Source organism: Nocardioides daedukensis (genome assembly GCF_013408415.1).
GTDB classification, from domain to species: Bacteria; Actinomycetota; Actinomycetes; order Propionibacteriales; family Nocardioidaceae; genus Nocardioides; species Nocardioides daedukensis.
The window spans coordinates 3783151-3809834 of the sequence record NZ_JACCAA010000001.1; the positions used below are offsets into that span (position 1 = coordinate 3783151).

General features: G+C 69.4%; 26 protein-coding genes. 20 read left to right on the plus strand and 6 right to left on the minus strand.

Annotated elements, in window-relative coordinates; translation table 11 throughout:
* Position 1 precedes the first annotated feature (1 nt).
* The 7 genes from BJ980_RS18500 to BJ980_RS18530 all read left to right on the plus strand — a co-directional run bounded on the left by BJ980_RS18500 (position 2) and on the right by BJ980_RS18530 (position 8896).
* On the plus strand, positions 2-745 hold the full coding sequence (locus tag BJ980_RS18500) for a glutamine amidotransferase-related protein (RefSeq protein WP_179503643.1): 744 nt from the start codon (positions 2-4) through the stop codon (positions 743-745).
* Positions 742-3717, plus strand: coding sequence for a bifunctional [glutamine synthetase] adenylyltransferase/[glutamine synthetase]-adenylyl-L-tyrosine phosphorylase (locus tag BJ980_RS18505; RefSeq protein ID WP_179503644.1), 2976 nt, complete (start codon positions 742-744; stop codon positions 3715-3717). The genes BJ980_RS18500 and BJ980_RS18505 overlap by 4 nt, the downstream gene beginning before the upstream one ends.
* A gap of 43 nt (positions 3718-3760) precedes the next feature.
* Entirely contained in the window at positions 3761-4450 is a 690-nt protein-coding gene (locus tag BJ980_RS18510) for a hypothetical protein (RefSeq protein WP_179503645.1), read from the plus strand.
* Between the two features lie 98 nt (positions 4451-4548).
* Positions 4549-5958: a PepSY-associated TM helix domain-containing protein gene (locus tag BJ980_RS18515; protein WP_179503646.1), complete on the plus strand. Its 1410-nt coding sequence runs from the start codon at positions 4549-4551 to the stop codon at positions 5956-5958.
* A gap of 37 nt (positions 5959-5995) precedes the next feature.
* A complete protein-coding gene (locus BJ980_RS18520; RefSeq protein ID WP_179503647.1) occupies positions 5996-6730 on the plus strand; it encodes a YcnI family protein in 735 nt (244 codons plus the stop codon).
* Entirely contained in the window at positions 6727-7974 is a 1248-nt protein-coding gene (locus BJ980_RS18525) for a copper resistance protein CopC (RefSeq protein WP_179503648.1), read from the plus strand. Before BJ980_RS18520 ends, BJ980_RS18525 begins: the two co-directional genes overlap by 4 nt.
* 106 nt (positions 7975-8080) lie before the next feature.
* Complete coding sequence (locus tag BJ980_RS18530; RefSeq protein ID WP_179503649.1) at positions 8081-8896, plus strand: isocitrate lyase/PEP mutase family protein; 816 nt, start codon at positions 8081-8083, stop codon at positions 8894-8896.
* Between the two features lie 4 nt (positions 8897-8900).
* Here BJ980_RS18530 and BJ980_RS18535 read toward each other — a convergent pair whose 3' ends face one another.
* The gene (locus BJ980_RS18535; RefSeq protein ID WP_218855575.1) at positions 8901-9383 is read right to left on the minus strand and encodes a MarR family transcriptional regulator; all 483 of its coding nucleotides are present in this window, start codon (positions 9381-9383) and stop codon (positions 8901-8903) included.
* Between the two features lie 174 nt (positions 9384-9557).
* Between BJ980_RS18535 and BJ980_RS18540 the strand changes: the two genes are divergently transcribed.
* Positions 9558-11051 carry an MFS transporter gene (locus tag BJ980_RS18540; RefSeq protein ID WP_343047889.1) on the plus strand — a complete coding sequence of 498 codons (1494 nt, stop codon included), beginning with the start codon at positions 9558-9560 and terminating at the stop codon, positions 11049-11051.
* 146 nt (positions 11052-11197) lie between these two features.
* Here the strand turns inward: BJ980_RS18540 and BJ980_RS18545 are convergent, their stop codons facing one another.
* The 3 genes from BJ980_RS18545 to BJ980_RS18555 form a co-directional block, all read right to left on the minus strand.
* Positions 11198-11869, minus strand: coding sequence for a hypothetical protein (locus tag BJ980_RS18545; RefSeq protein ID WP_179503651.1), 672 nt, complete (start codon positions 11867-11869; stop codon positions 11198-11200).
* Positions 11870-11909: 40 nt separating this feature from the next.
* A complete protein-coding gene (locus BJ980_RS18550; RefSeq protein WP_179503652.1) occupies positions 11910-12245 on the minus strand; it encodes a hypothetical protein in 336 nt (111 codons plus the stop codon).
* A gap of 61 nt (positions 12246-12306) precedes the next feature.
* A complete protein-coding gene (locus BJ980_RS18555) occupies positions 12307-13398 on the minus strand; it encodes a 5'-3' exonuclease H3TH domain-containing protein (RefSeq protein WP_179503653.1) in 1092 nt (363 codons plus the stop codon).
* Between the two features lie 306 nt (positions 13399-13704).
* Between BJ980_RS18555 and BJ980_RS18560 the strand changes: the two genes are divergently transcribed.
* Both BJ980_RS18560 and BJ980_RS18565 read left to right on the plus strand, forming a co-directional pair.
* A complete protein-coding gene (locus BJ980_RS18560) occupies positions 13705-13908 on the plus strand; it encodes a cold-shock protein (protein ID WP_179503654.1) in 204 nt (67 codons plus the stop codon).
* 115 nt (positions 13909-14023) lie between these two features.
* A complete protein-coding gene (locus BJ980_RS18565; protein WP_179503655.1) occupies positions 14024-14824 on the plus strand; it encodes a 2-keto-4-pentenoate hydratase in 801 nt (266 codons plus the stop codon).
* A 78-nt stretch (positions 14825-14902) separates the two neighbouring features.
* Here BJ980_RS18565 and BJ980_RS18570 read toward each other — a convergent pair whose 3' ends face one another.
* A complete protein-coding gene (locus BJ980_RS18570) occupies positions 14903-15694 on the minus strand; it encodes a DsbA family protein (protein ID WP_179503656.1) in 792 nt (263 codons plus the stop codon).
* Between the two features lie 169 nt (positions 15695-15863).
* Between BJ980_RS18570 and BJ980_RS18575 the strand changes: the two genes are divergently transcribed.
* The 6 genes from BJ980_RS18575 to BJ980_RS18600 all read left to right on the plus strand — a co-directional run bounded on the left by BJ980_RS18575 (position 15864) and on the right by BJ980_RS18600 (position 19846).
* On the plus strand, positions 15864-16883 hold the full coding sequence (locus BJ980_RS18575) for a hypothetical protein (protein WP_179503657.1): 1020 nt from the start codon (positions 15864-15866) through the stop codon (positions 16881-16883).
* A gap of 22 nt (positions 16884-16905) precedes the next feature.
* Entirely contained in the window at positions 16906-17376 is a 471-nt protein-coding gene (locus BJ980_RS18580; protein ID WP_179503658.1) for a TspO/MBR family protein, read from the plus strand.
* 127 nt (positions 17377-17503) lie between these two features.
* The gene (locus tag BJ980_RS18585; RefSeq protein WP_179503659.1) at positions 17504-17806 is read left to right on the plus strand and encodes a hypothetical protein; all 303 of its coding nucleotides are present in this window, start codon (positions 17504-17506) and stop codon (positions 17804-17806) included.
* Between the two features lie 69 nt (positions 17807-17875).
* Positions 17876-18211: a hypothetical protein gene (locus tag BJ980_RS18590; RefSeq protein WP_179503660.1), complete on the plus strand. Its 336-nt coding sequence runs from the start codon at positions 17876-17878 to the stop codon at positions 18209-18211.
* Positions 18211-18846, plus strand: coding sequence for an endonuclease (locus BJ980_RS18595; protein ID WP_179503661.1), 636 nt, complete (start codon positions 18211-18213; stop codon positions 18844-18846). Before BJ980_RS18590 ends, BJ980_RS18595 begins: the two co-directional genes overlap by 1 nt.
* Positions 18847-19183: 337 nt before the next feature.
* Positions 19184-19846, plus strand: a complete 663-nt coding sequence (locus BJ980_RS18600; protein ID WP_179503662.1) for a hypothetical protein — start codon at positions 19184-19186, stop codon at positions 19844-19846.
* A 100-nt stretch (positions 19847-19946) separates the two neighbouring features.
* Here BJ980_RS18600 and BJ980_RS18605 read toward each other — a convergent pair whose 3' ends face one another.
* The gene (locus BJ980_RS18605; protein WP_179503663.1) at positions 19947-20642 is read right to left on the minus strand and encodes a DUF6629 family protein; all 696 of its coding nucleotides are present in this window, start codon (positions 20640-20642) and stop codon (positions 19947-19949) included.
* 211 nt (positions 20643-20853) lie between these two features.
* Here BJ980_RS18605 and BJ980_RS18610 point away from each other — a divergent pair, with 211 nt between their 5' ends.
* The 4 genes from BJ980_RS18610 to BJ980_RS18625 all read left to right on the plus strand — a co-directional run.
* Positions 20854-21144, plus strand: a complete 291-nt coding sequence (locus BJ980_RS18610) for a DUF1330 domain-containing protein (RefSeq protein WP_179503664.1) — start codon at positions 20854-20856, stop codon at positions 21142-21144.
* Between the two features lie 138 nt (positions 21145-21282).
* On the plus strand, positions 21283-22857 hold the full coding sequence (locus BJ980_RS18615) for a DUF3375 domain-containing protein (protein WP_179503665.1): 1575 nt from the start codon (positions 21283-21285) through the stop codon (positions 22855-22857).
* Positions 22854-23585, plus strand: coding sequence for a DUF4194 domain-containing protein (locus BJ980_RS18620; protein ID WP_179503666.1), 732 nt, complete (start codon positions 22854-22856; stop codon positions 23583-23585). The genes BJ980_RS18615 and BJ980_RS18620 overlap by 4 nt, the downstream gene beginning before the upstream one ends.
* On the plus strand, positions 23582-26684 hold a 3103-nt coding region (locus tag BJ980_RS18625; protein WP_179503667.1), incomplete at its 3' end, for an ATP-binding protein. The genes BJ980_RS18620 and BJ980_RS18625, both read left to right, overlap by 4 nt.

Sequence of the window (26684 nt, forward strand, 5' to 3'; positions counted from 1 at the left end):
CGTGAGCCTTGCGACCATCCTGGTCATCGAGCACGAGGCCACCTGCCCACCTGCCCTGGTCGGCACCTGGCTCGGCGAGGCCGGTTGCGCGCTCGACGTGGTGCGCCCCTACCTGGGCGAGCAGATCCCCGCGATCGAGGCGTACGCCGGGTTGCTGGTGCTGGGCGGGACGATGGGCGCAGGCGACGATCACCGTGTCGAATGGCTCGAGCCGGTTCGTGAGCTGGTCCGCGAAGCTGAGGCGAGCGGCGTGCCCACGCTGGGGATCTGCCTGGGCCACCAGCTGATCGCCACTGCCCTGGGCGGCACCGTGGGGGTCAACCCCAACGGTCAACAGCTCGGAGTGCTCGAGATCGGCTGGACGGCTCAAGCGCCGGGGTCGTTCCTCGGCACAACGTTGCCCGCACGCGGCATCCAGTGGAACAACGACATCGTCACCTCACTGCCTCCCGGCGCCGAGGTGCTGGCGCAGACCCCTGCCGGTGAGCCGCAGGTGGTCAGGTTCGCACCCACCATCTGGGGCGTCCAGCTCCATCCCGAGGCCGACGAGCACGTCGTCGCGGTGTGGGCCGAGGGCGACCAGGAGGCACACACCGAGCGCGGCATCGACCAGCGCGCCTTCCTCGATCACATCGCCGCTGCCCGCGCCGAGCTCGACGACGCCTGGCGTCCGGTGCTGGTCGCCTTCGCTGACCTGGCACGCGGGCGGATGGCAGCAACGGGCGCCGAGGCGCAAGCACGATGACCTCGCGCCCGATCGCCAGGGGCGAGTTCATCCGTCAGGGCTTCCTGGACGGGGAGACCGCGGCGGAGAACCTGCAGCGCATCGGTTCGAGCGGCCCGGAGCTGATCGCGCTCATCGCCAGGACGGCCGACCCCGATGACGCACTGCGCGGGCTCGCCGACCTCGCCGACGAGGTCGAGGACCGCGAGGCATTCCTCACCGAGCTGGCCGAGGACGAGGGCACCGCCATGCGGCTGCTCAGCGTCCTGGGTGCCAGCGAAGCGCTCAGCGATCACCTGCTGCGCCACCCGGAGCACTGGCGCGAGCTGACCGATCCCACGCTGGGCAACACCAGACCCGCCGCGTACGCCGTACGTGCGGACCTGCTGCGCGCAGTCGGCGCCGATCCGCTCGCACACTGCCCGGTCGCAGCCATGCTGGACATCGAGGCGGTGGACGCACTGCGGGTGGAATATCGCCGGATCCTGCTGCGCCTGGCCTCGCGCGACCTGGCCCACGGCGTCGGGATCGACGACGTCGCCGCGGAGATCTCCGACCTGGCCGCCGGAACCCTCGAAGCAGCCCTCGCGATCGCGCGGGCCAGGGTCGGGGAGTCGGCCGCGAACGCGCGCCTCGCGGTGATCGCGATGGGCAAGTGCGGCGGCCACGAGCTCAACTACATCAGTGATGTCGACGTGATCTTCGTGCACGCCGCAGCGGGGGAGGCGAGCGACAACGAGGCGACCCGCGCCGCCACCCAGCTCGCCTCGCAGCTGATGCAGATCTGCTCCGACCACACCGGTGAGGGGACCATCTGGCCGGTCGACGCCAACCTCCGGCCCGAGGGCAAGACCGGGCCGCTGGTGCGGACGCTCGCCAGTCACGAGGGCTACTACGGTCGCTGGGCGAAGACGTGGGAGTTCCAAGCGCTGCTCAAGGCTCGGCCGGTGGCCGGCGACATGGAGCTCGGTGCCGACTACATGAAGATGATCGCGCCACTGGTCTGGTCAGCGGCCAGCCGCGACGGCTTCGTCGAGGACGTCCAGGCGATGCGCCGCCGGGTGCTCGAGCACATCCCCTCCGACCAGGCAGAGCGCCAGCTCAAGCTCGGCTCGGGCGGACTGCGCGACGTCGAGTTCGCCGTACAGCTGCTGCAGATGGTGCACGGCCGGGTCGACGAGCGCCTCCGCGCGTCCACCACGTTGAGCGCTCTTGCCGACCTGACCCGCGGTGGCTACATCGGCCGCGAGGACGGCCAGGCGATGCACGAGGCCTATGCCTTCCTGCGCACCCTCGAGCACCGGATCCAGCTCTACCAGCTCCGCCGCACCCACGTGCTGCCCGACGACGAGCACGAGCTGCGCCGGCTGGGCCGCTCGATCGGGCTGCTGCGCGACCCGGTCCGCGAGCTGGACAAGTGGTGGAAGCACCACCGCCGCGAAGTCCGTCGGCTGCACGAGAAGCTCTTCTATCGCCCCCTGCTCAGCGCCGTCGCCAAGATCCCCGGCGAGGAAGCCCGGCTCTCCACCGACGCGGCAAAGCAGCGGATGTCGGCGCTGGGCTACATGGACCCGTCGGCGGCGCTGCGGCACCTGGAATACCTCACCACCGGCGTCTCCCGGACGGCATCGATCCAGAAGCAGCTGTTGCCGGCGATGCTCGAGTGGTTCGCCGATGCCCCCGATCCGGATGCGGGCCTGTTCGGGTTCCGGCGGATCAGCGAGACCCTCGGCTCCACCCACTGGTATCTCTCGATGCTCCGCGACGAGGGCGAGGTCGCCCAGACGATGGCCCGGGTGCTGGCCACCTCGCGCTATGCCACCGACCTGCTCGAGCGTGAGCCCACCGGGGTGCGGATCCTCGGCGCCGACCTGACCCCGCTCGGGTCCGAGGCGTTGACCAAGGAGATGCTCGCCTCGGCCGGCCGCCAGGATGCCCCCGACGCGAAGGCGCTGGCGATCCGGGCGATCCGGCGTCGTGAGCTGCTCCGGGTGGCCACCGGTGAGCTCACCGGCGACCTGGACGTTGTCCGCGTCGGCGAGGGCCTGACCAACCTCACCGACGCCACCTTGGAGGCCACCCTCTCGGTGGCGCACACGTCGGTGTGTGCGCAACGAAAGATCGGCGAGCCGCTGAGCCGGATCGCGATCGTGGCGATGGGGCGCTACGGCGGGTTCGAGCTGTCCTACGGCAGCGACGCCGACGTGATGTTCGTGCACGCCCCGCAGGAAGGGGTGGAGCCGCAGAAGGCCGCCACCTATGCCCAGGCCGTGGCCAACGAGCTGCGCCGGATGCTGGCGCTGCCGGCCTCCGACCCGCCGCTCGAGGTGGACGCCGACCTGCGCCCCGAGGGCAAGCAGGGACCCTTGGTGCGCACCCTGGAGTCCTACGCCGGCTACTACGCGAAGTGGTCGAGCGTGTGGGAGTTCCAGGCACTGCTGCGCGCCGATGCCGTGGTGGGCGACCCGGCGCTGCGGGAGAAGTTCACGGCGCTGATCAACCCGCTCCGGTTCCCCGAGGAGGGGATCTCGGCCGGCGACGTGATCGAGGTACGTCGGATCAAGGCGCGGGTGGATGACGAACGACTGCCGCGTGGTGCCGACCCGAACACCCATCTCAAGCTCGGTCGTGGTGGCCTGGCCGACATCGAGTGGACCGTGCAGCTGCTGCAGATGCAGCACGCCGGCATCCACGAGTCGCTGCAGACGCCGCGCACCCTCAACGCGCTGCGTGCCGCCCGGGACGCGGAGCTGCTCTCGGCCGAGGACGCCGACTCGCTGACCGAGGCCTGGCGCCTGGTCTCGTCGATGCGCAACGCGATCACCTTGGTCCGCGGCAAACCCTCGGACCAGGTCCCGCGCGACAGCCGCGAGCGCGCAGCGGTGGCCTCGGTGCTCGGCTATGCCGCAGGGGAGTCGGACGCGATGGTCAACGACTACATGCGCACCACCAGGCACGCGCACGCGGTGGTCGAGCGAGTCTTCTGGTCCTGAGCGCGCGGGAGTGCGCTGTGCGCGCCCGTGAGAGACTGCGCGGGTGGACACGAGAGCGACGCCGGGGCTGCGGCTGCTCCGTGCAGCAGTGCTCGCCTTCGTTGCTTTGAGCACCGGTGCCGTCGCGCACGTGACTGCCGAGGGTCGTCTGCCCTCCCTCCCCGCCATGGTGATGCTCCTGGTCGGATGCACCGCGGTGATGGCGATGTTCCTCGCGCGACCCGCGACCCGGACCAGGACCGTGGCGCTGACTGTGGGCGGCCAGGTCGCCGTGCACATGCTGCTCTCGCTCACCGCCGGTCACAGCGGCGACGCAGCGGTCGCCAGCACCCCGAGTCCGGTGCCGACCCCGATCGATCCGGCGGCCAGCGGCAGCGTGATGGACGCCTACAACGCCTCCCGGCCACAGGTCGAGGCGGACTTCGCCGTCCCGCACGCGCTCACCCACCTGATCAGCGACCTGACCTCCGGAGCCCACGCGCCGATGATGGTGCTCCACCTCGCGGCCGCCGTCCTGGTCGGGCTCTGGCTCGCCGGGGGCGAACGTGCCCTGTGGACCCTGGTCGCGCTCGCCGCCACCGTGCTCATCCCGGTGCTGCGCCTGGCCGCGCTGCCACTCCAGTCCCCGCCCTCGGTGCCGACACGCGCCCGGGAGCAGTCCGCTCCGCGTCACCTGGTCACGCTGGCGCCTTGCGTCGTACGCCGTGGCCCGCCGGTTCTCCTCCCGGCCTGATCCATTTCCCTCGCCGCCCCGACGGCGGGCACCAGCGTCGCTGACGCCTGCCCGAGCGCCGGGAGCCTGCGGCGTACTCCCGTGTCCCGAGGAGAGACATGACCCTGCTCGACAAGCCTTCACCTGCCGCCCCGATGCCGGCAGCTTCGAACCGAACACCCAGTGCCGGCTGGTTCCGCGCCTTCTGGCGTTGGCACTTCTATGCAAGTTTCGCGGTGGTGCCGATCCTGCTGGTGCTCTCGGTCACCGGCCTGATCTATCTGCTCCGCTTCCAGATCGAACCGTTGCTCAATGCGGACGTGATGACGGTGGAGCAACCCGCTGACATGGACTTCACCCAGCCCTATTCCGTGCAGCTGGCCGCCGTGGAGCGGGCATATCCCGACGCGACCATCGTGTCGATGACCGAGCCACTCGAGGAGGGCCGGAGCACCAGCTTCTCCATCCTCACCGCGGACGGGGAACCCCGTGACGTCTATGTGAATCCCTGGGGCGGTGAGGTGCTGGGCGACCTCAACCCGGACACCACGCTGAGTGGCACGGCCGTGCGCCTGCATGCGGACCTGATGTCCGGGGTCTTCGGGGACCGACTGATCGAGCTGGCGATCTGCTGGGCGATCGTGATGGCGCTGACCGGCTACTACCTGTTCTGGAGGATGCGTGGCGCGCGGAAGCGGAAGCCGAAGGCGCTCCGCTCCACGCACGGTCGGATCGGCGCCTTCGTCGGGATCGGGCTGCTCCTGCTGATCGTCTCCGGCCTGCCGTGGACGGGGGTGTGGGGCGAGAAGGTCCAAGGCCTGGCCACGGATCGCGACAGCTCGATGTGGAGCACCGACCCGGGCGCAGTCTCCAACCCGACCTCGACCCTGGACGAGTCATTGCCGCACTCGCACGCGGTGCCGTGGGCCCAGGGCAAGAAGGAGGTGCCCAGGTCCGGCGGCGGACCCGGCACCGAGGGGCATGAGGGCCGCAGTGTCGCCAGCATCGACACGGCCTTCGCCGTCGCCGAGAACCAGGGCCTGCGGCACCCGATGACCGTTGCCCTGCCGAACACCGACGACGGCGTCTACTCGGTGATCGGCTATGCCTTCGATGCCCCGTCGGACGAGAAGACCGTCCATGTCGGGCGCTTCGGTGGCGAGGTGGTCTCGACCTACGGCTATGCCGACTATCCGGGTCTGGCCAAGGTCGTCGCCCAGGGCATCGGGATCCATGAGGGACGCAGCCTGGGGCTGTTCAGCTTCTGGTTCGCGGTGCTGATGTGCCTGGCGGTCATGGCCTCGTGCGTCACCGGACCGCTGATGTGGTGGCGGCGCCGACCGGACCGATCGCTGGGTGCGCCCCGGGGTCGGATGCCGGTGGCCAGCAGCCCGTTCCTGCTCGTCGCGCTCGTCGCGCTGGGCCTGTTCCTGCCGCTCTTCGGTATCTCCGTGCTGATCATCCTGATCCTCGACCAGCTCGTCGTACGCCGCGTCCCGGCGCTGGCTCGCTTCTTCAACGCCGGCTGAGGCCGGATCCACTTCTCGACAACGAAGGACCTCTGACATGTTGAACACCCACCGCACTCTTGCCCGCGCAGCGTTGATCCCCGTCGTGGGCGCGAGCATCTTCCTCGGCGCCGGCTCGGCCTCGGCCCACGTCAGCGTGAGCGCCAGCTCCACCGCCGCCGGCTCGTCCTCGATCCTCACCTTCTCGCTCGGCCATGGCTGCGAGGGTTCGGCGACCACCCGGATCGCGATCCAGGTGCCCGAGGAAATCGTCTCGGTCACCCCGCAACGCCAGCCCTTCTATTCGGTGGAGAAGAAGATGGAGCAGCTGGCCGAGCCGATCACGGATGCACACGGCAACGAGGTCAGCGAGCGCGTCGCCCAGATCGTCTACACGGCACGGACGCCGCTGCCCGACGGTCAGCGCGACACCTTCGACCTCTCAGTCACCTTGCCCGACAAGGAGGGGGCGACGCTCGCGTTCCCCACGATCCAGACCTGTGAGAAGGGTGAGACCGCCTGGACCGAACTGGCGGCCGAGGGCACCGACGGGCACGACCTCGAGACTCCGGCTCCGGCGTTGACCCTGACGGCCGCGCAAGATGCAGAGGGGCATGACCACGGAGAAGGCCACGCTGACGGCCGTGGGAGCGAGGGCGCTCAGGTCGCCGAGGCCGGTACCGGCGGGGGCGAGGAGAGCGGCGCCAACAACACCTTGGCCATCTCCGCGTTGGTCGCCGGCCTGCTCGGCCTGCTGGCCGGCGGTGTGGCCCTGGCTCGCACCCGCAAGTGAGCGCGGCAGTTCGCCGGGTCCGGGCGGCTCTCGCCTGGTTCGCACCGTTGGCCCGTCTCGCGGCACTCACCCGGCTCGCACCGTTGGTCGCCGCGGCGATGGTCCTGTTCGCCGTCACGGGGGCAGTCGTACTCAGCACTGCCGGATCGGCATCCGCCCATGCCCAACTCGTCTCCAGCACCCCCGGTGAGGGAGCAGTGGTCGAGACCGCGCCGACGGCGATCACCCTGGAGTTCAACGAGCGGATCGAGGCCCGTGCCGACGGCACCAGGATCTTCACCGGCGGCGGCACCGAGATCCCGGCGACGGTGAAGTCGGCGGATCGGACCGCGAGGATCACTCCCGCCCAGGGTCTGCCTGACGGGACCGTGGTGCTCAGCTGGGCCGTGGTCTCCGCGGACGGCCACGCCATCAATGGTTCGATCACCTTCGCGGTCGGTGCGCCTACCCCCGGCAACGTGGCCAACGACGCCTTCGAGGAGCCGGTCACGACCGGGATCGGGCCGGTCCGTTGGGTCCTCACGGGCATCGCCGTGTTCTCGGTCGTCGCCCTCGTGGTTGGGATCGGGCTCAACCGCCCACGCCTGGTGGAGGCCAGCTTTCGCCTCGGCGTGAGCGCCACCGTGCTCGTTGTCCTGTTCGCGGCCTTGGACCGCAACGCCCGAGGCTGGGACGGGCTGCGTGACTGGGGCGAGTGGGTTGACGGCTGGCTGAGCTGGCAAGGCTTGATCGTGGCCCTGGGCGTCCTCGTGGCGGCAAGTGCGGTGGCATCGATGCGGTCGACCCGGCGGCTCCCGGCGCTGCTGGCCGGGGTGCTGCTGGTCGTGCTGGTCCCGACGGCCTGGGCAACTGCCGGACCGACGCCGTCGCCGTCGATCGCACAGCCGGCCGGCGACCCGGTGGCCGAGGTCGATGTTGCCGGGCACACCGTCCGCGTTGAGTTCGCCAGTGTCAGCGTCGGCACCACCGAGGTCACCCTGAGCCTGCTCGAGGACGGCGACCCGGTGGCGGCGTACGCCGTCCCGCGACTGGCCCTGCGCACCGACGGCCTGGCCCTCGGTGATGTCCCGCTCGAGGAGACGGAGGCGGAGGGGGAGGGGGTGTATCGCGGGCGGGTCACCGTCCCGCAGCCGGGGGAGTGGACGGTCGAGGTCAGCGTGCGGATCGATGAGTTCGCCAACCCGGTGGTGGAGCTGCCGTTCCGGTTCGGGTCGCGAGCACCGGCGACATCGGGAGGTCACTGACCGCGGACATGATTCGCAACGTTCCTGCCGCGGCCCGGTCGCGTCCCTGTCGCATCCCGGGTCGCAGCCCTGTCTTTGGCACCGGATCCCCACTAGCGTGGCGAGCATGACCGACGACTCGCAGACCACAGATCGCACCAAGTCCAAGGGCACCGAGCTGCTGCGCCTGCACCAGGACACGACCCTGCTGACGGTGGTGAACGTGTGGGACGTGATCAGCGCGAAGGTCGTGGCCGACACGCCGGGCACGACCGCGCTGGCCACGGCGAGCCACTCGATCGCGGCCTCCAGGGGCTACGAGGACGGCGAGAACATCCCGGTCGACGAGATGATCGCGGAGGTCGCCCGGATCGCCGCCGCCGTGGATCTCCCGGTCTCCGCGGACCTCGAGGGAGGGTACGGCGACCCGGCCGGCACGATCCGCAAGGCGATCGACGTCGGCATCGTCGGCGCCAACATCGAGGACCAGATGCGCCCGCTCGCCGAGGCGGCCGGCAACGTCGAGGCGATGATGAAGGTGGCCTCGGACGCCGGGATCGACTTCGTCCTCAACGCCCGTACCGATGCGTTCGTCAAGGCCGGAGCAGCGCTCAAGTCCGGGGAGAGGCAGCGCGCCGACGTGCTCGCTGAGGCCAAGGAACGCGGCCTGGCCTATCTGGACGCAGGCGCGCCCGTCGTGTTCGTCCCCGGAGTGCTCGAGGACGCCGAGGTTGCCGAGCTTGCCGAGGCGTTCGGCCCGCAACGACTCACCTTGATCGGGCTTCCCGGCGTACCGCCCCTGGCCCGGCTCCAGGAGCTCGGTGTCGGACGTGTCTCCTACGGGCCGATGTCCCAGCGAGTTGCGCTGACCGCGCTGCAGGAGCTGGTCGAGGCAGTGCACGGGGGTGGGGGAGTTCCCTCGACGATGCGCGCGTTGAACTGACGGCCTAGCGTCCCTGCGGCTCGACGATGAGACTGCGCGGGCGCGGCCACGGCCGTCCCTCCCGCTCCTCGATGTCGAGGTTGAACCGGTGCAGGAGGGCGGCGAGCTGCTCGACGTCCGCCTCGGGCCACTCGGCCAGCACTCGCTTCAGTCCGTTGACGTTGCCCCTGCGCTCCCGGTCGAGCTGCTTGCGGCCGGACTCGGTGACCAGGAACTTGCGGGCCAGTCCGCCCTCGGGGTCCGGGATCCGTTCGACCAGCCCGTCACGCATCATCGCCGCGGTCTGCCGGTTGAGCGTGGAGGCGTCGAGCCCGAAGGCCTCGCTGAGCTGACCGATCGACATCGGTCCCTCCATCAGCAGGCGGGTGAGCAGCGTGTAGGCGCTGCGGTCGAGGTGTGGCTTGCCGTCGGCAGCACGGCGGGTCGGGGCAAGTTGACGCATCAGCACCAGGGTCTCGAACTCGATTGCCCGAAAGCTGTCGGTCACGACAGGTTCTCCAATCCTCTGGGTGCATTCGCCAGCGAGGCGCCGTACCGCGCTGTCTGGTCGCGGTGCGTTGTCAGGGTGTGCTGCCACGCGTGTCGTGGAGCGACGTCTTCGGTGGAAGTGTAATACGCACAACATATGCATGATGCACATCCCCGTGTACAGTTCCATCCTGTGTCGAATACAAGCATTGATTCCCCGCCCGGCTGCGCAGCCAGTCCCCGCCCCGCAGACGAGCACCTCGACTCCCCGAGTGCCATCGTCTGGGTCCTGTCCATCGCCGGGATCACCGCTGCCCTGATGCAGACGCTGGTCGTTCCGCTGATCGGCGACCTCCCGGTGCTCCTCGACACGACCGCCTCCAACGCCGCATGGGTGATCACGGCGACGCTGCTCACCGCGGCCGTGGCCACCCCGGTCAGCGGACGACTCGGCGACATGTACGGCAAGCGCCGGATGATGCTGTTCTGCGCCGGCGCCCTGATCCTCGGCTCGCTCGTCTGTGCCCTGGCCGCGGGCGTCGTACCGATGATCGTCGGTCGCGGTCTGCAGGGCGTGGGGATGGGGATGATCCCGCTCGGCATCTCGGCAATGCGCGACCTGCTGCCCGCGGAGAAGCTCGGCACCTCGATCGCCCTGATGTCCGCCTCGATGGGCGTCGGCGGCGCGCTCGGCCTGCCGATCGCGGCCCTGGTCGCCGAGAACCTGAACTGGCGGGCACTGTTCTGGGGCTCGACCGGTCTGGCAGTCCTGATCTTCGTCCTGATCCTCACCCTCATCCCGGCGACCGAGGTTGTCGGTCGCGATGAGGAGACCTTCGACTTCGTCGGCGCCGTCGGGCTCGGCGTCGGCCTGGTCGCCCTTCTGCTCGGTGTCTCCAAGGGCGCGGACTGGGGTTGGAGCAGCACGACCACCGTGGGCCTGCTGATCGGCTCAGTGGTGGTCCTGATCGGCTGGGGCTGGTTCGAGCTCCGTCAGCAGGACCCGCTGGTCGACCTGCGAGTGACCGCCCGTCCGGTCGTCCTGCTCACCAACCTGGCCTCGTTGGTGGTCGGCTTCTCGATGTACGCGCAGTCGCTGATCATCCCGCAGATCATGCAGCTGCCCGCGGTCACCGGCTACGGCCTCGGCCTCTCCATGCTGGAGATGGGCCTGTGGATGGCCCCCGGTGGCCTGATGATGATGCTGATGTCGCCGCTGGGCGCCAAGCTCTCGCACGCCAAGGGCCCCAAGGTCACGCTCGCGTTCGGCGCGTTCCTGGTCGCCCTCGGCTACCTCGCCGCGGCGCTGATGATGGGTGCTGCCTGGACCCTGCTGATCGCGGTCTGCATCGTCAGCTCGGGAATCGGCTTTGCCTATGGAGCGATGCCGGCCCTGATCATGGGCTCCGTGCCGATCTCCGAGACCGCTTCGGCGAACAGCTTCAACACCCTGACCCGCTCCATCGGTACGTCGTTCTCGGCGGCCGTCGTGGGTGTCGTCCTGGCGCAGATGAGCACCACCCTCGGTGGATACTCGATTCCGACCGAAGCCGGCTTCAGGACCGGGCTCCTGATCGGTGCGGGAGTGGCACTGCTCGCCACGTTGATTGCGATGGCGATCCCGACGCGGGCAAGCCTCGAGGCAGAGGCGAACATCGAGCACGAGGTGTCCGCCTCCGCACACTGACCGACGTGTCGCGACCCAGCGTTGAGAGGCAGACCTGTCGACAAGTGCCGGGTCGCGCACTTGGCGCAGCGCTGACCTGTCAACAAGTGCCGGGTCGCGGACGCTGGCGTGTCAACAACTGCCGGGTCGCGCAGGGGTCTTGAGGCTCAGCCTCGGAGCTGCTGCAGCAGGGCCTGAGCCGTCTGGGTGAGTGCCTCGCCGGAGAGCCCGCCGCCAGTCAGCGTCAGGGCCACGTCGCCGGGGCCGCGGCCGTCGAGCCGCGAGGTGGCGACCCGGTCACCGGCCAGGACGACCTCGCCCTTGGCCGGCGCGGTCTCCACGAAGCCCTGGACCTGGGCGCTGGCCAGCTGCGCGTCCTTCTGAACGGTGGGCAGCACCAGGAAGAGTGCGTTCACCTCGGACGTCGGGGTTGCCACGATCGAGACCTTGAGGTTCTTCTCGCCCACGGCGTAGTGACACTCGATGAACGTCGCGGCGAAGGCGTCGATCAGGGAGGTGCCGTCCACCTGTGCCTGGGTCGGGTCCTCGGCCGGTTTCTCGGACGTCGAGACCGAGGCGGTCGCCTCGGTGAACGTCGCGTCGCCAGCCTGGCCGCCGGCTCGGAGCGCCTTCGCGACGTTGAGTGTCACCGGGCAGGTGCGCGGTGACTCACCCGCCACCTGGGCGGCTGTGCGCACCTTCTCAGCGGACGAGGCCTCGATCGCCGTCGATTCCGCGCCGCATCCAGCCATCGCGACTGCGCCGAGCAGGGCGGTCGGCACGAGGGTCGCCAGACGGGCGACGCGCGAGGGCCGTGCCGCTCGAGAGGTGTGGGTCATGGCAGGGATGCTCTCCAGGGTCGTGCGTGATCAAACTCGATCACGAATAACGGTGGCTCTTCGCCGAGTGTCCCTTTTCGCGCGTGCAGGTCCGACCGTTCATCGAACGGTGCCCGCAGAGCTCCTCGTCGGTGGGACCAGTGCCCTGTGCCGAACCAGAGTCATCGGGCTTCGAAGGCTCTGCTGTCTTCTGCGCAGTCTTCTTCGGGGCAGCCGACTTGCGGGTGGCGGGTGCGCCGGTTGCGTCGGAGGCATCCGACGGGGCCACCTTTGCCGTCTTCGCGGCACTGGCTCCCGGGGTCGCCGTCTTCGCCCGCGCACGGGCCCGCTCGTAGCGCTCTTCGCGCATCGCCCGAAGGTTGTCCATCTTGCTCATCGTCGCTTCACGAGCGTGACTCTAGTCGTCGTCACCGACAACGGCTCGGGCAGACGGTCGGTCAGTAGCCCAGGAAGTTGTCGCCCACTGCGGGTGCCTCGGTGAGCACGCGCATGGCGAACGCAGTGGTGTGCGGCTGGTTGAGGTGGCCGACCACGCGCGAGACCCGGTCCGGATCGAGGGGGAGCAGCCCCGGCGTACCCGGGATGTCCGGGGTCAGGCCGAGGTCGAGGTCGGTGCGGCCGGACATGATCCGGACGTTGAAGTCATAGCGTTCGCGAGCAGCCGGAGCGGTCAGCCGCTTCAACAGCGCCGAGCCGATTCGCCGCGTCCCTGCCTCCTCGGCCCAGGAGTCCAGCGTGGCAACCAGAGTGGCACCGCCGCAGTGGTCGATGTCGGCCCAGACCTCCTGCATCGAGCCCATCTGCTCGAGCAGGATCGGCGCGGTCTTCTCGCCGATGCCCGGTACGCCGGGCAGGTTGTCGCTGGCATCGCCACGCAGGGCGGCGAACTCGAGATAGTTCGCCGCGGCGACGCCGTACATCGCGTGCAGGCGCTTGGGGTTCAGCAGCGGTGAGTTGCCCATCCCACCGTTGATCAGCCGGAGCACCTGGGTGTGCTCGCTGATGTGCGCGAAGGAGTCGCGGTCCGAGGTGACGATGACGCAGTTCCAGTCGTTCTGCTCAGCCCAGGTCGCGGCCGAGGCGTTCACGTCGTCGGCCTCCAGGCCAGGGGGAGTCAGGGTGGCCATGCCGAGGGCGTCGAGCAGGGATGCGGCGCGCTCGAGCTGGTCGACCAGGGCAGCGTCCTTGGGTGCACGCCCGGCCTTGTAGTCGGGATAGAACGCCTCGCGCTCGGAGCTCTCCCGGTCATCGATCCCGAAGATCACCGCGTCCGGCGCGAACTGCTCGATCGCCTCGATGATCTGGCGCAGCATCCCGTGCAGGGCCCATGCCGGCCGACCGGTCCGGTCGAGCAGACCGCTCTCGGCACGCGCGTGGTGGTTGCGGTGCAACAACGACGGCGCATCGACGGCGAGGAGCAGCTTACGCTGCGAAGGGTCGCTCGCCCGGGCGCTCGCAGGCCCAGACCCAGACCCAGGGACGGGGACGGGGGCGGGGAGCTGCGGGGTGACGGCATCAAGTGGAGGCATGGGCTGGGCCCATACTACGTATCCGCGGCGGGGCGTGGCGCGGGCCAAGCGGACGTTGCCCAGGTGCTGATCGCCCTTCGAATCGCTGGCGCGAATCGCCCGGGAACTCGCCGAATCTCCGGTCCGTGGCCGATGCGCTATGCTTGAGGAGTTGAAGGGATGGCTCCTAGAGTCGTCCTGGCCGTGCACCAAGTCGCGGCCTGTATCTCGTACTCCTGGTTTCGGTTCGCTGGACATCGGCACGGGCGGATGTCTTCAGCAGTTTCGGAGGCACAGTGTCTCCGGCACCGAACAAAGGAAAAGATCATGGCTCAGGGAACTGTCAAGTGGTTCAACGCTGACAAGGGCTTCGGCTTCATCGCGCAGGAGGACGGCGGCGAGGACGTGTTCGTCCACTTCTCCGCGATCCAGACCAACGGCTACAAGTCGCTCGACGAGAACCAGAAGGTCGAGTTCGACCTCGCCCAGGGCCCCAAGGGTCCCCAGGCTGAGAACGTCCGCGCTCTCTGATTTCCCTTCGAAGGGCCCCGACCGCACTGCGGTCGGGGCCCTTCGTGCATCTCCGGCGTTCCGCTCAGTGGACGGGCCCCTGTGCATGGGGATCGAGACCCATCAGGCTCTACCCATGACGACCACCGACGCGGCAGTCGAGCAGGCCGCCCAGCGACTCCTCGAGGCACAGTCCACCCGCACCCCGTGCGCCCCGATCCGGGACCTGATCGGTGACGCGGACGTCCCGCGCGCGTACGCCGTACAGGAGCGGACCACCGCCGCCCGAGTCGCCGGCGGCGCGACCGTGATCGGACACAAGATCGGTCTCACCTCGAAGGCCGTCCAGGACCAGCTCGGTGTCGACCGACCCGACTTCGGGATCCTCTTCGACGACATGGGCTATGCCGAGTCGGACGTCGTACCGATGGAACGCCTGCTCCAGCCGAAGGCCGAGGCCGAGGTCGCGTTCGTGCTCGCCGAGGACCTGGTCGAGGGCGAACTGGACGTCGAACAGGTCCGGGGCGCGGTGGCCTTTGCGGTCGCAGCCATCGAGATCGTCGACAGCCGCGTTGCCGACTGGAACATCTCCTATGGCGACACGGTGGCGGACAACGCGTCCAGCGGCCTCTATGTGCTCGGTGCGAACCAGGTCCCGCTCACCGACTTCGAGCCGGTCGAGACCGAGATGACGATGTCGATCAACGGCGAGCAGGTCTCCTCGGGCAACGGCGCCGCCTGCCTCGGCGACCCGCTGGCCGCCCTGTCCTGGTTGGCGCGGACCGCCCGCGACGTCGGTACGCCGTTGCGCGCCGGCCACCTGGTTCTCTCCGGCGCCTTGGGCCCGATGGCATCGGTCCCGGCCGGAGCCAGCGTGACTGCCGAGATCAGCGGCCTGGGCACGGTGACCGCCACCTTCTCCGCCGCCGCCGACTGAACGACGGGTCGCGCACCCGGCCCACACTGGGCCGGGGCTGATCGGTGCGCCTCAGGTGCGCCCGACCGGCTGGCGGGATCACTTCGCCAGGGCGGCCTGAACAGCGGCGTCGATGGCGCCCGGGTTCGGGTCGACCAGCTTGCCGTTGACGCTGATCGCCGGGGTGCCGCCGAAGTCGGGGTCCTTGGTCACCTTGTGGGTGGTCCAATCGATCCAGTCCTCGTGCTTGCGGTCATCGATGCACTTGCGGGTCGCGTCGGAGTCGGCACCGGCCTCGGCCGCGAAGTCGACCAGCTCGCCATCGTCCGGACCGTCCTTGCCCCGGTCGGGCTGGCTGACCAGCAGGATGCCGTGCATCGCTGACCAGTTGGACGGGTCGTCCTCGACCACGCAGGCCGCCGCATTCAGTGCCCGGGTGGAATATTCGTTGGTCGAGTGCTCGTCGAGGAAGGCGACCGGCCGATAGTCGACGCGCACGTCGTCGCCCTTCGCATAGCGAGCGAGCAGGTCCTTGTTCTCGGCATGAGCGGACTTGCAGCGCGGGCAGGAGAGGTCCTCGATCACGGTCACGGTCACCGGTGCGGCGGTGTTGCCGATCGTGGTGTCGCCGTCCTCGTCGAAGCCCGGGGGAGCCGCCGCGAAGTCCGGTGTGGTGCCCTTGATGATCGCGATGGTCAGACCGATGGCTGCGGCGCCGACGACGGCGACGATCCCGACCTGCTTTATCACCCGCGTACGACGGGAACGGCGCTCGCGCTCCAGCCGCTCGGCAGTCGCCTTCGCGCGCCGTTCCCGCTTGGCGGCAACCGCCTCGGCGTCGACAGGCTTCCGGATGGGTTTCTTCTTCTTGCCGGGACGTGAGCCGGACATGACGATCGGACCTCGTTCTGCTTCGTGGGCGGACTGGGCGGGCGCGTGATTGAAGACTCTATTGAACCCTCGCAACCGCGTGAGGAGGGGTCAGCGGATCCGGCGTCGCCTGCTCGGGAACCCGTCGTGAACCCGTCGACACCGCGGCCACCTCCACTACGCTCTGCGTGTGCCCACGACCCCACAGCTCGCCGAGCAGCTCCTCGACGCCCAGGTCCGCTTCCACATCGCCCGCCTCAGCGGTGAGCACCTGACCACAACCGTCGAGTCCCTGGCCGAGGACGTCTTCTCGGCTGGGTCGAGCCACCAGGTCGCCGACCTGCTCGATCGCGACGCGGTGAAGGTGATCGTGGCGCGCGCACTCACCACAGTCCCCAGCAGCGCGGCGGTGAGCGGGTTCGTCGAGCTCGCCGTCGACATCGCGCTGGAGGGCCCCGGGTCGCCGTACCCGCTGGGCGACCTGGTCGAGCGTGAGCAGGTCGAGGTGCTCGTCGACCAGGCGCTGGGGCTCACCCCGGTGCTCGAGCGCGCACTCGACCGGCTCACCGCCAGCCCGCTGGTGGGCACGTTGGCGACCCGGTTCATGGGCCGCATCGTGAACGAGGTGCTGCAGGCGAACAAGGCGATGGCCGACAAGGTGCCCGGCCTCGGCGGGCTGGTCTCGCTGGGGACCAGCGCCGCGTCCAGGGTCACCGGCGCGGCCGGGAAGCAGTTCGAGGGGATCCTCGGCGACACCGTCGGCAAGGGCGGGACCTATGCCGTCAGGCGACTCAACCGGATCATCGTCGAAACGCTGCAGGACCCGACGACGCGCGAGGCGATCCTGCAGGTCTGGGACCTGGCGGCGGCAGAACCCGTGCAGGGCCTGGGGGAGCGGATCGATCGCGACGAGCTGAGCGGTGTCGTGGACGCCGTGCACGAGATCGTGATCAGCGCGGCGGCCAACCAGCACGTCATCGACATCGGCAACGTGGTCGTGGATGCCTTCTTCGAGAGGTTCGGCGGCTACACACCGACCGAGCTGCTCGACGAGCTCGACCTCCGCCGCGAGGACATCGTCGCGGACCTGGTGCGGATCGCGCCGGGCGTGGTCGGCGCCCTGGCCGAGTCCGGCGACCTGGACCGGATCCTGCGCAACCAGCTCGCACCGTTCTATGCCAGCGACGAGGTCGCCGCCCTGCTCGGTTGAGCCACCCTCGTAGGGTCGGAGCATGTCGAAGCGCGAGATCCTCAGCAGCATCGGACTTCCGGTCGCCGCCGCCGTGACCGGGTCGGTCGCCACCTCCTCAGGGGTGCGAAGCCAGTGGTACGAGCAGCTGGACAAGCCTCGCTTCCAGCCGCCTGCCGCAGTGTTCCCGATCGCGTGGACCCTGCTCTATGCCGGCAGCGCCCTGGCCTCGAAGAAGGCGCAGGACGCGATGACCCAGAGCGATGCGACCGACTACCGGCGGCGCCTCGCGGTGAACATGGCGTTGAACTCGGGATGGTGCTGGGCGTTCTTCCGCGGCCAGCGTCTCGGTGCCTCCGTGGTCGTGGCGGGCGCCTTGGCAGCCAGCAGCACGGACCTGGCGCGTGTGGCCGGTCAGGCGTCGCGCCCGGCCGGTGCCCTGCTGGCGCCCTACGCCGCCTGGACCGGGTTCGCCACCGTGCTGACGACCGCGATCTGGCGCCGCAACCGCTGACTGCTCGACGGCCCACTGCTTAAGCCTGACTGGCCGAAATTGCTGGCCAACCACTTAGGGTCGGCGCACTCACGGTGAGCCCGGTCCAGGCGTACGCTGTCGTCTCCAGACGACGAGGGAGTATGACGTGACCGCCAGCCGATCCGCGCGCGAGAAGAAGGCTGCCGTCGAGGCCGGCCCGCTGGCCCGGGTGAAGATCGACGTCGCCCGCGACAAGTCGTTCGTCTACAAGATCAGTTGCGCCACGTGCACCGCCAAGGGCGACCGGCCGTGGTCGGCCTATCGCCCCGGCGCTGACAACGGCTTCATGGCGGCGATGGACCGCTGGATCTTCCACCTCACCGAGAAGCACAAGGACAGCGACGCGCCGTGCCTGGCCTACCTGCCCGAGGCGCAGCAACGACTGCAGGAGCGCCGCGAGCAGCACTGACGAGCGCTGCGGGCATGCCGGGCCGCGGGGCGGGTACCGAGAGCGATGCAATTCGCAATCGTGGCAGGTGTGGTCGTCCTGATCGTGCTGGCCGGTGTCGCCGCCAGCATCCTCGTCATCGCCCGGCGTGGTGACGCACAGGGACAAAGGGTCCATGATGCGGCCACGCAGCTCGTCTACCAGGTCCCGGCGGGACAGGACCCGGGCACTGTCGTGGCCGCGGTGCGCGCGGAAGGCTGCGATGCGGTGGCGGAGGGGGCACGCGTGGTTATCGCCTGTCCCGGCGGCGCCAAGCTCCTGCGTAGACGCATGCGGGCAGCGATCGCGGCGGCGCCGCTCAACTTCGAGGGCGATCCCGCGCCGAAGTCGGACATCGTGTTCGAGGACGAGCACAGGGATCTCTGATGGCCCAAGGATCAACCCAGAAGACGGATCAGGGGACTCAGCAGGAACGTGCCCACGCGCTGCTGCGCGAGCACGGCACGACGTACGCCGATGAGGCAGGCGTGACGCTGCGCGACGAGCCCTCGCCGCTCTACCAGCTGCTGGTCCTCACCACGCTCTCGGCCACCCGGATCTCGGCCGAGATCGCCGTCGCCGCTGCCCGTGAGCTCTTCGCGGCGGGGTGGCGGACTCCGGAGAAGATGCGGGACGCGACCTGGCAGCAACGCGTCACCGCGTTGGGTCGCGGTCGCTACCGCCGCTATGACGAGAGCACGTCGACCGCGCTCGCGGCGGCCGCCGACCACCTGATCGCCGAGTACGACGGCGACCTGCGCGCGATCCGGCCCGAGAAGCACGAGGACGTGGAGCAACTACGCAAGGCGTTGACCGGCTTTCCCCGGATCGGGCCCACCGGCGCCGACATCTTCTGCCGCGAGGTGCAGGGAGTCTGGCCTGCGGTCTCGCCCTTCTTCGACAAGCGGGCTCTGCGGGGCGCCGAGGCCCATGACCTGCCGACCGATCCGCGCGCTCTCGCCGACCTGGTGCCACAGGCCCGCCTGACTGAGTTCGCCGCCGCGTTGGCGCGGGGTGCCTGAGGGGTGCTCGGGCCGGGAGGCCGGGGCCCACTGAGGGTGTTCCTCGCGTGGAACCCGGCGGCTGGCACTGACCCGTCGACGAACCGCAGTCTCGGGTGAGCCGACGGCAAGGACAGGATCCGCGGAATTGACTACACGTGCCCGGCGGTCTCGGTATGGTCTGGGCTCCGCCGAGCACGGCTGTCACGTCCGCCGATCGACCGATCTCATCCGCAAGACCTGGAGCCAGGAGCGGCCGTCGACGTGCCGCCCCGCGCGGAGTTGCACCCCTCCAAGCAGCGCTGACGACGCGGGAGCAGCGCCAGGCCCGACCTCAATCAACAAGGAACTCTTCACCATGAACAAGCCTCCGCTCACTCGATGGTTCGCCTTCGCCGCTGTGACCATCGCCGCGGCGCTCGCGCTCGGCGGCTGCGGCAATGACTCCGCCGATACCAGCACCGAACCCAAGATCGCCAGTGACAACGGTGCCGACTCGACACAGAACGCCGACACCACCTCCGAAGCATTGACGTTCGCGGCGTTGGACTGCGAGGCACTCGACCCGCTCGCTGACGACATCGCACGGGCTGCGGACCAGCAGTTGTTTGTCGGGCCTGATCTCTACACTTTCGAGTCCACACAGGAGTGCTCCTGGAGCGGTGAGGACGGCATCTCCTTCGAGGTCGCCGACGCACGCAACAAACTGGACTCCTGGGAGTCGCGCGACGCCTACGAGGCCGTTGTGCGGGACAATGCACTTCCTGATGAGCTGGAGGAGGTCGAGCAGCGGCTCGCCACGCTGACCGACCTCGACGTTGCGGGCTACACGTGGGGATACCTGGACAACGGTGACGACGACGTGGTCATGATGGTGCGCTGGGCACCCGAGCCCGGGGAGGACTCCGGCGCGGTCTGCCAGATCTCGGTCGACGCTTTCGGTGCCGACGTCGACCTCGACGCGACCGTGGAGGCCTTCTCCGCGTTCTGCTCTGCGGCCCTCGAGCAGGCCACCGCCTGACCGGGCCACCACCACTGTCTGTGACCGTCAAACAGCGGCTGTCTCTGCCGGGGCAGGGGCTGCGGGCATGCCCGGTGGCTCCGAGGGGAATTGCTTCCAGTCACGGCCGAGAGCCGCCCACCGGACTGCGCTGGTCCGACTCGGGCTCGTCGATGACCTCGCGGAGCCCCAGTCGAACCCCGCGCAGGTGCAGATCGATCAGGATGCTCGTGCACGCCGCCCACAGGCACCACAGCGAGACCACCCCGCCCTGGTTGAGCGCAGCCAGGACAGCAACCACCACAAGGTTGAGCACGCCGAAGAGCTGCAGGGGTCTCGAACGGGCCAGCAGCGCAGGTCCCAGACACGCGAAGGCATAGATCGGCAGCACATAGTCGGGGATGTATTGCCCGGCGAAGTAGGTGATCTGGTGTCCGTCGATCCGACGATCGGGGGTGTCCTCAGCCATCAGCTCGGCGAGCAGGACAGCGGCGATGACTCCGGCCGCGACGAAGCCGCGGTCCAGCCAACGCGACCGGCCGACGCCGATCCTGAGGAAGGCGAACGGCACCAGCACCGGCACCAGCACGGCCGCGATCGCCAGATAGGCATAGGTCGCCACGTCTCCCGTGCACTGGCTTGCTCTGCCCTGGAGTTCGAGCCAGACGAACGTCTCGATCAGCTGGTGCACACCGAACACGAGCGGCAGTGACGCCAAGGCCAGCTGGTTGCGGGAGGTGACATGACGCAGGCAGTCGATGCCGATGCCGGTCACGACGAGTCCCGCCGCCGCGTCCATTTCAGGGGAGAAGCACACGTCTAGAACGTAGCGGTTCCCCGACCGCTCCCAGGCGACGGTCGGTCGCCTGGCGGATGGTTTCGCTGCTCATCCGGACAAGGATCCGTCCATGCTGCATGAGTCCAATGGTCGCGACGCCTCGTCTCCATACAGGTGCACGTCAGCACGGACAGTCACCAAGGATGGGCACCCGTCACGCCGACACCGCGGGCTGGGGGAGGATCTGGTCATGACTGCCTACTGGATCAGCACCTACAACGAGATCCTCGACGCCGACAAGATGGCGGCCTATGCCGCACTGGCCGGGCCGGCCCTGACCGAGGCCGGGGGCACATTTCTGGCCCGCGACCTGGCCGCGCTCACCTATGAGGACGCCAGCGAGGGCCGGGTCGTGATCATCCGCTTCGACTCCGTCGAGCAGGCCCAGGCCGCCCACGACAGTGCCGCCTACCAGGCTGCGCTGGACGCCCTCGCCGGTGGGGTGCGGCGCGAGATCCGCATCGTCCCGGGCGTCGCCTGAGCACTTCGTACGCCGCGGCCCGACGGCGTCCGGAGCCTGAATCCACGTCGGTCGGTGTCCTCTGGAACACTGGCCCCTCGCAGGCGGCGTACAGCGACGCCGGAAGAGGCGCCGGAAGTGACGCTGGGGAAGGTGCAGATGAGTGAGTTCGCAGGTGAGCTGGCGCGGGTCAAGGGTGCCTTCGCCCAGCCCACGCTGACCCTGCTCCACCAGCGCCAGGCGCCCGTGGTGATCACCATCTTCCGAGCGGCCTTCGGTCGGGACAACAAGCCGATCCCCACCGCACGCCTGCACACGCTCGTCGACCAGCACGTCGCCGAGATGCGCAGGAACGGGGCCACCGACGTCCCGGCCGGCACCGGCAAGGAACTGTGCCAGCGCTGGATGCGCGGGCAGTGGCTGGTCCGCGCCATCGACGAGCGGGGGACCGAGGTCTTCTCGCTAACCTCGCACGCCCAGCAGGCGCTCGAGCTGGTCAAGACGCTCTCGCGTGACCGGGCGACCCTGAGTGAGCACCGCATCGCCACCATCCTGGGCGCGGTCCGCCGGTTCAACTCCGAGGCCAATCCCGACCGCTCGACCCGGGTCTCCCTGCTCAACGAGGAGATCGCCCGGCTCACCGCCGAACGCGACCGCCTGGTCGACGGCGCCGAGATGGTCAGTGCCACCGAGGACTACATGCTCGAGGGCTTCTCCGAGCTGTTGTCGTTGATCTCCGCGCTGCCCAGTGACTTCGCGCGCGTGGAGGAGCGCTTCGCCGAGATCCGTACCGGCATCCTGGCCTCCTTCCGCGCCGAGGACCGCCCTGCCGGCCAGGTCATCGACGACTACCTGGCCCGGGCAGATGCCCTGACCACGGCCACCCAGGAAGGCCGCGCCTTCGAGGGCGCCTTCGCGCTGCTGCGTGATGACGGACTGGTCGCCCAGCTGCGCGAGGACCTCCACTCGCTGCTCGACCACCCGCTCTCGGACCGGATCCTGGCCGACGCGGAGCGCTCCGAGCTGCGAGGCACCGTCCGCCTGGTGCGTGACGGCCTCGACCGAGTGCTTGCGCAGCGCCGTCGGGTCACGGCGACGCTGAAGGAATACATCGTCTCCCACGACGTCGCCCGCGACAGGGAGCTCGAGCAGACGCTGCGCCAGGTCGAGTCCGAGCTGATGACCTGGATGGCCACCACCGGACCGCGGGCAACCCACGACGTACCGCTGATGCCGGCGCGCGCCAGTGTCGACCACCTGCGCGAGAAGTTCCACGACCCGGCAGACGACGTACCGCCGGAGCTGATCACGACCCCCGACCCGAGCGAGGCCCCGCAGGTCTCGCTGGCGGACCTGATGGCCCAGGGCGGTCCGCAGCTCGGTGCACTGCGCGCCCGGCTCACCGAGGCCTCGACCGGGTTGCTGCCCGCCGAGTCGCTGGGCGAGGTCTTCGCGGCGCTCGAGGACGAGCTGCGCCGACCGGTGGAGATCTTCGGCCTGCTCCACCTGGCGGCCGACCAGGACCTCCGGCCCGAGTCCCGGATGGAGGAGTACGCCGCACTCCGGCCCGACGGGTCTGTGCGCAAGTTCGTGATTCCTCGGCTGCCGCTGCCAGACCCCGATCTGCCCACCTCAGAAATGGCCACTTCCGAATTGGCCGGTTCAGACTCACCTGTCTCAGATTCACCCCGCTCAGATTCACTCGGGCCACGACCGCAGGAGCCATCCGCATGAGCATCGACGCTGACGACTCCACCGGGCTCGACGAGCTCGACGGGGCCACCGGGCTCGACGACGCCTCGGTCTCCCTCTTCGAGGGCGACGAGGGCGGTCTCGAGCACGCCCAACGCCTCGCCCTGCTCACCCTGCTCAAGCAACGCTTCATCAGCGCCCGCACCCACCCGCGCGACTGGAAGGTCCTCGTCGAGCACGAGCGCACCCTGCGCTCCCGGCTCAACGACCTCTTCCTGGAGCTGCTCGTCGACCGTGACCGGGAGGTCGCGTGGAAGCGTCAGGCGACCCCGGAGACCGGTGGCCGGTTCCCGACCTTGCTCCATGACGTGCCGTGGTCACGCGAGGAGACGCTGGTCCTGGTCCACCTGCGCGACCGGCTCCGGGCAGGGTTCGCCAGCGGGGAGCCCCGGGTCTTCATCGACCGCGACGACATCCTCGACCACATCTCCAGCTTCCGGCCCTCGCACGCGACCGACGAGTCCGGCGACGAGCGACGAGCCCGCAACGCGGTCCTCTCGATCGCCAAGGCCGGTCTGCTGATCGGCACCGGCACGGAGGACCGCTACGAGATCAGCGAGGCCGTCGAGCCGTTGATGCCGCTCGAGCTGCTGAACGAGTTGCTCGACGCGCTGCGCAACACCAACGGCAGCAACGCCAACGGTCGCGACACCACCCACGACGACATCGACGACGAGCTCTTCGACGCAGAGCCGGAGGAACAGTCATGAGCACCGAACAGCTCGACGAGCCAGTGGGCCTGGCCGACGAAGGCTTCGCCGACGCAGTCGAGGAGGCCGAGCACTCCGACGGTCTCTTTGCCGAGGACGAGGTCCTGACCCCGCACGACGACACCGTGCAGTGGCGCGCAGCGCTGCTCCAGCTGGTCAACTGGGGCGGGTTCAGCGGTCTCACCACCGTGCCGCTGCGCGGAGACGCCACCATGATCTCGGGGGCATCGGGGGTCGGGAAAAGCACCATCCTCGACGCCTACACCGCGTTGATGATGCCCTCGGACACCAAGTTCAACGGCGCCTCGAACGATGCCGTTGCCGGCCGGGCACGCAGCGTGGGTCAGCGCAACCTGCTCTCCTACCTTCGCGGCGCCGTGGACGTCGTCGACAACCCGCGCACCGGACGCCCCGAGGAGCAGCTGCTGCGCGGCAAGGGCTCCGACACGTGGGGCGCGATCGCGATGACGTTCGTCAACGACCAGGGCGGGCGCTTCACCGCACTGCGCACCTACTACGTGCCGCGTCGCGCCACCCGCTCCGCCGACGTGCAGATGGCACTGCTCACCCACGAGGGCACGCTCGACCTGGCCACTCTCGAGCTTGCCGTCCCGGAGAGGTTCCACGCCAACGCCCTCAAGAAACTCTTCGGCGGCATCCGCGTGCACCGCACGTATGCCGAGTTCTCGTCCGTCCTGCACGCCCGTCTGGGCATCGGGGCCAACGGTGACGGAGCCAAGGCGCTGAGACTGCTGGCCCGGATCCAGGCCGGCAACCAGGTGCGCAGCGTCGACGAGCTCTACAAGGACATGGTCCTCGAACGGCCGGCCACCTATGCGGCTGCTGATCGAGCGATCGAGCACTTCGACGACCTCGACGCCGCCTATGTCGCGATGCGCACGGAGGAGAAAAAGCTCGAGGTGCTCGAGCCGATCACCGAGCTGCACGAGCGGCGTACCCGCGCAGTGCAGCGGATGGCGCAACTCGACTCGTTCGGGGTCACCAAGCCGCAGGAGGTGGACACCCCGTTGCGGATGTTCCTGCTCCGCACCCACCTGCGCCTGCTCGAGAACGCGGTCTCGGTGAACCGCGCTGCTCGCGCGTCGACGAGCGACGAACTGACAGCCGCCACCTCCTCGGAGACCTCCTTGGTCGCCGACCTCGAGTCGGCAAAGGAAGCCCACCGCGCCGCAGGTGGATCGACCCTGGCCGACCTGGGCAGCCGGTTGGAGCAGGAGCAGGTCGTCCGCGAGGACCGGCTCTCACGTCGTGCCAAGCTCGAGGAGCGCCTGCTGCCGCTGCTCGAGTCGAGCGCCGCGGACACGATCGACGTCGACGACTCCCTGGCCTCGGCCGAGGCGTTCGCTGCCTTGCAGGAGATGGCGCGTGGCTGGCTCGGCCAGTGGCAGGACGAACGAGCCCGGCTGAAGGCGGCCCGTGACCGAGCGCTGGAGGAGAAGTTCCCGATCAGCCAACGACGCAGCGAGCTGCGGCGCGAGCGCGCCTCCCTCGAGGGACGTGCGGGCAGGGTCCCGGTCCGGCTCGACGAGCTGCGCTCTGAGGTCGCGGCGGCCTCCGGCCTCTCGGTCGAGGAGCTCCCCTTCCTCGCGGAGCTGATCGACGTCGCCCCCGAGGAAGCGCGCTGGCGCACGGCCATCGACACGGTGCTCGGCGCGAGCGCCCGCACGATGCTGGTCCCTGCCGACAAGCTGGCCGGCTTCTCCCGGGCGATCGACTCCCTGCGGCTCAAGAGGCGGATCACCTTCGAGGGCGTCGAGCTCGACCTTCCGGGCAGCGGGCCCGCCGACCCGGAGAGGATCGCGGGCAAGCTCGTCTTCAAGGACTCGCGGTTCTCCGGCTGGGTCCAGTCGCACGTTGCCGAGCCGTCCCGGAACGCCTTGTGCGTCGAGGACGCGGCCGGGCTCGACGGTGGAGGCTATCGGGTCACCCTGTCCGGTCAGACCCGCAACGGTCGACGCGGCACACACGGTCGCAATGACGCACGCAGCATCATCGGCTTCTCCAATGTGGACGCGATCGACGACCTCGAGCGCGAGCTCGACCAGCTGGAGCGCCGCCTCGGTGAGGTCGACGGCAGCGTGGCCGAGCTCGACCGACAGGTCAGCGTGCTCGAGCACCGCCGCCTCGCCTATGACGCGGTCGCCACCGCTCGCTTCGACGACTTCGACGTCTCCGGCAGCGACCGTCGCATTGCCGAGCTGGGTCGCAGGCGCCGGGCGATCCTCGACTCCGACGACAAGCTGGAGGTCCTCCAGCAGCAGATCGAGGAGCTCGGGGACCGGACCGAAGAGATCAGGCGTGCGCGGTTCATCCTCGATCAGCGGCGCCTCCAGCTCAACGCCGAGCACGCCGCCCTGGTTGACCAGGAGGACGAGGCGCGCGATCGCCTCGATGCCATGGACGAGGCGGGACGGGTCGTCCTGACCGAGGAGCAGTCTGCCGCGCTGGCGGCCGACTTCGCGGCGGCCGCGGCGCCGGCAGATCCCGATGACCTCGAGCGCTTCACCGAGTCCGCGCACCGCCTCGGCGAGCGCCTGCGTGGCGCGGTGGCTGAGGCGGAGACCGAGGCCCAGCGGGCCGAGGAGGAGCTGACCGGCATCTTCCGGGTCTACAAGATGCAGTGGGACTCGCCCAACCTCGGCGCGACCGTGGACTCCTATGGCGACTTCGCCAGGATCCTCGACCAGATCCGCGCCACCGGCCTGGCGGATCGACGTACCGAATGGCGTCGCCGGCTCACCGAGTGGAGCGGGCAGGACCTGGTTCCCCTGGTGGGTGCCATGGCTGCGTCGGTGGAGGAGATCGAGGACCGCCTCGAACCGATCAACGCGATCCTGCGCCGCCTCGAGTTCGGTGCCTCGGGTCAGCGGCTCAGGATCAGGCTGCGCAGGCTCGCGCCGGCGCAGGTTCAGGCCTTCATGAAGGATCTGCGCCACCTCTCCCGTGAGGTGGGCAGTGACCTGGCCGAGGCCGACCTGGAGAAGCGCTTCAACGAGCTGAGTCGGTTCATGACCCAGCTGCGCAAGCCCGAGCACGCGGTGGGCGTGAGTGAGCGGGACCGTCTGCTCGACGTACGCC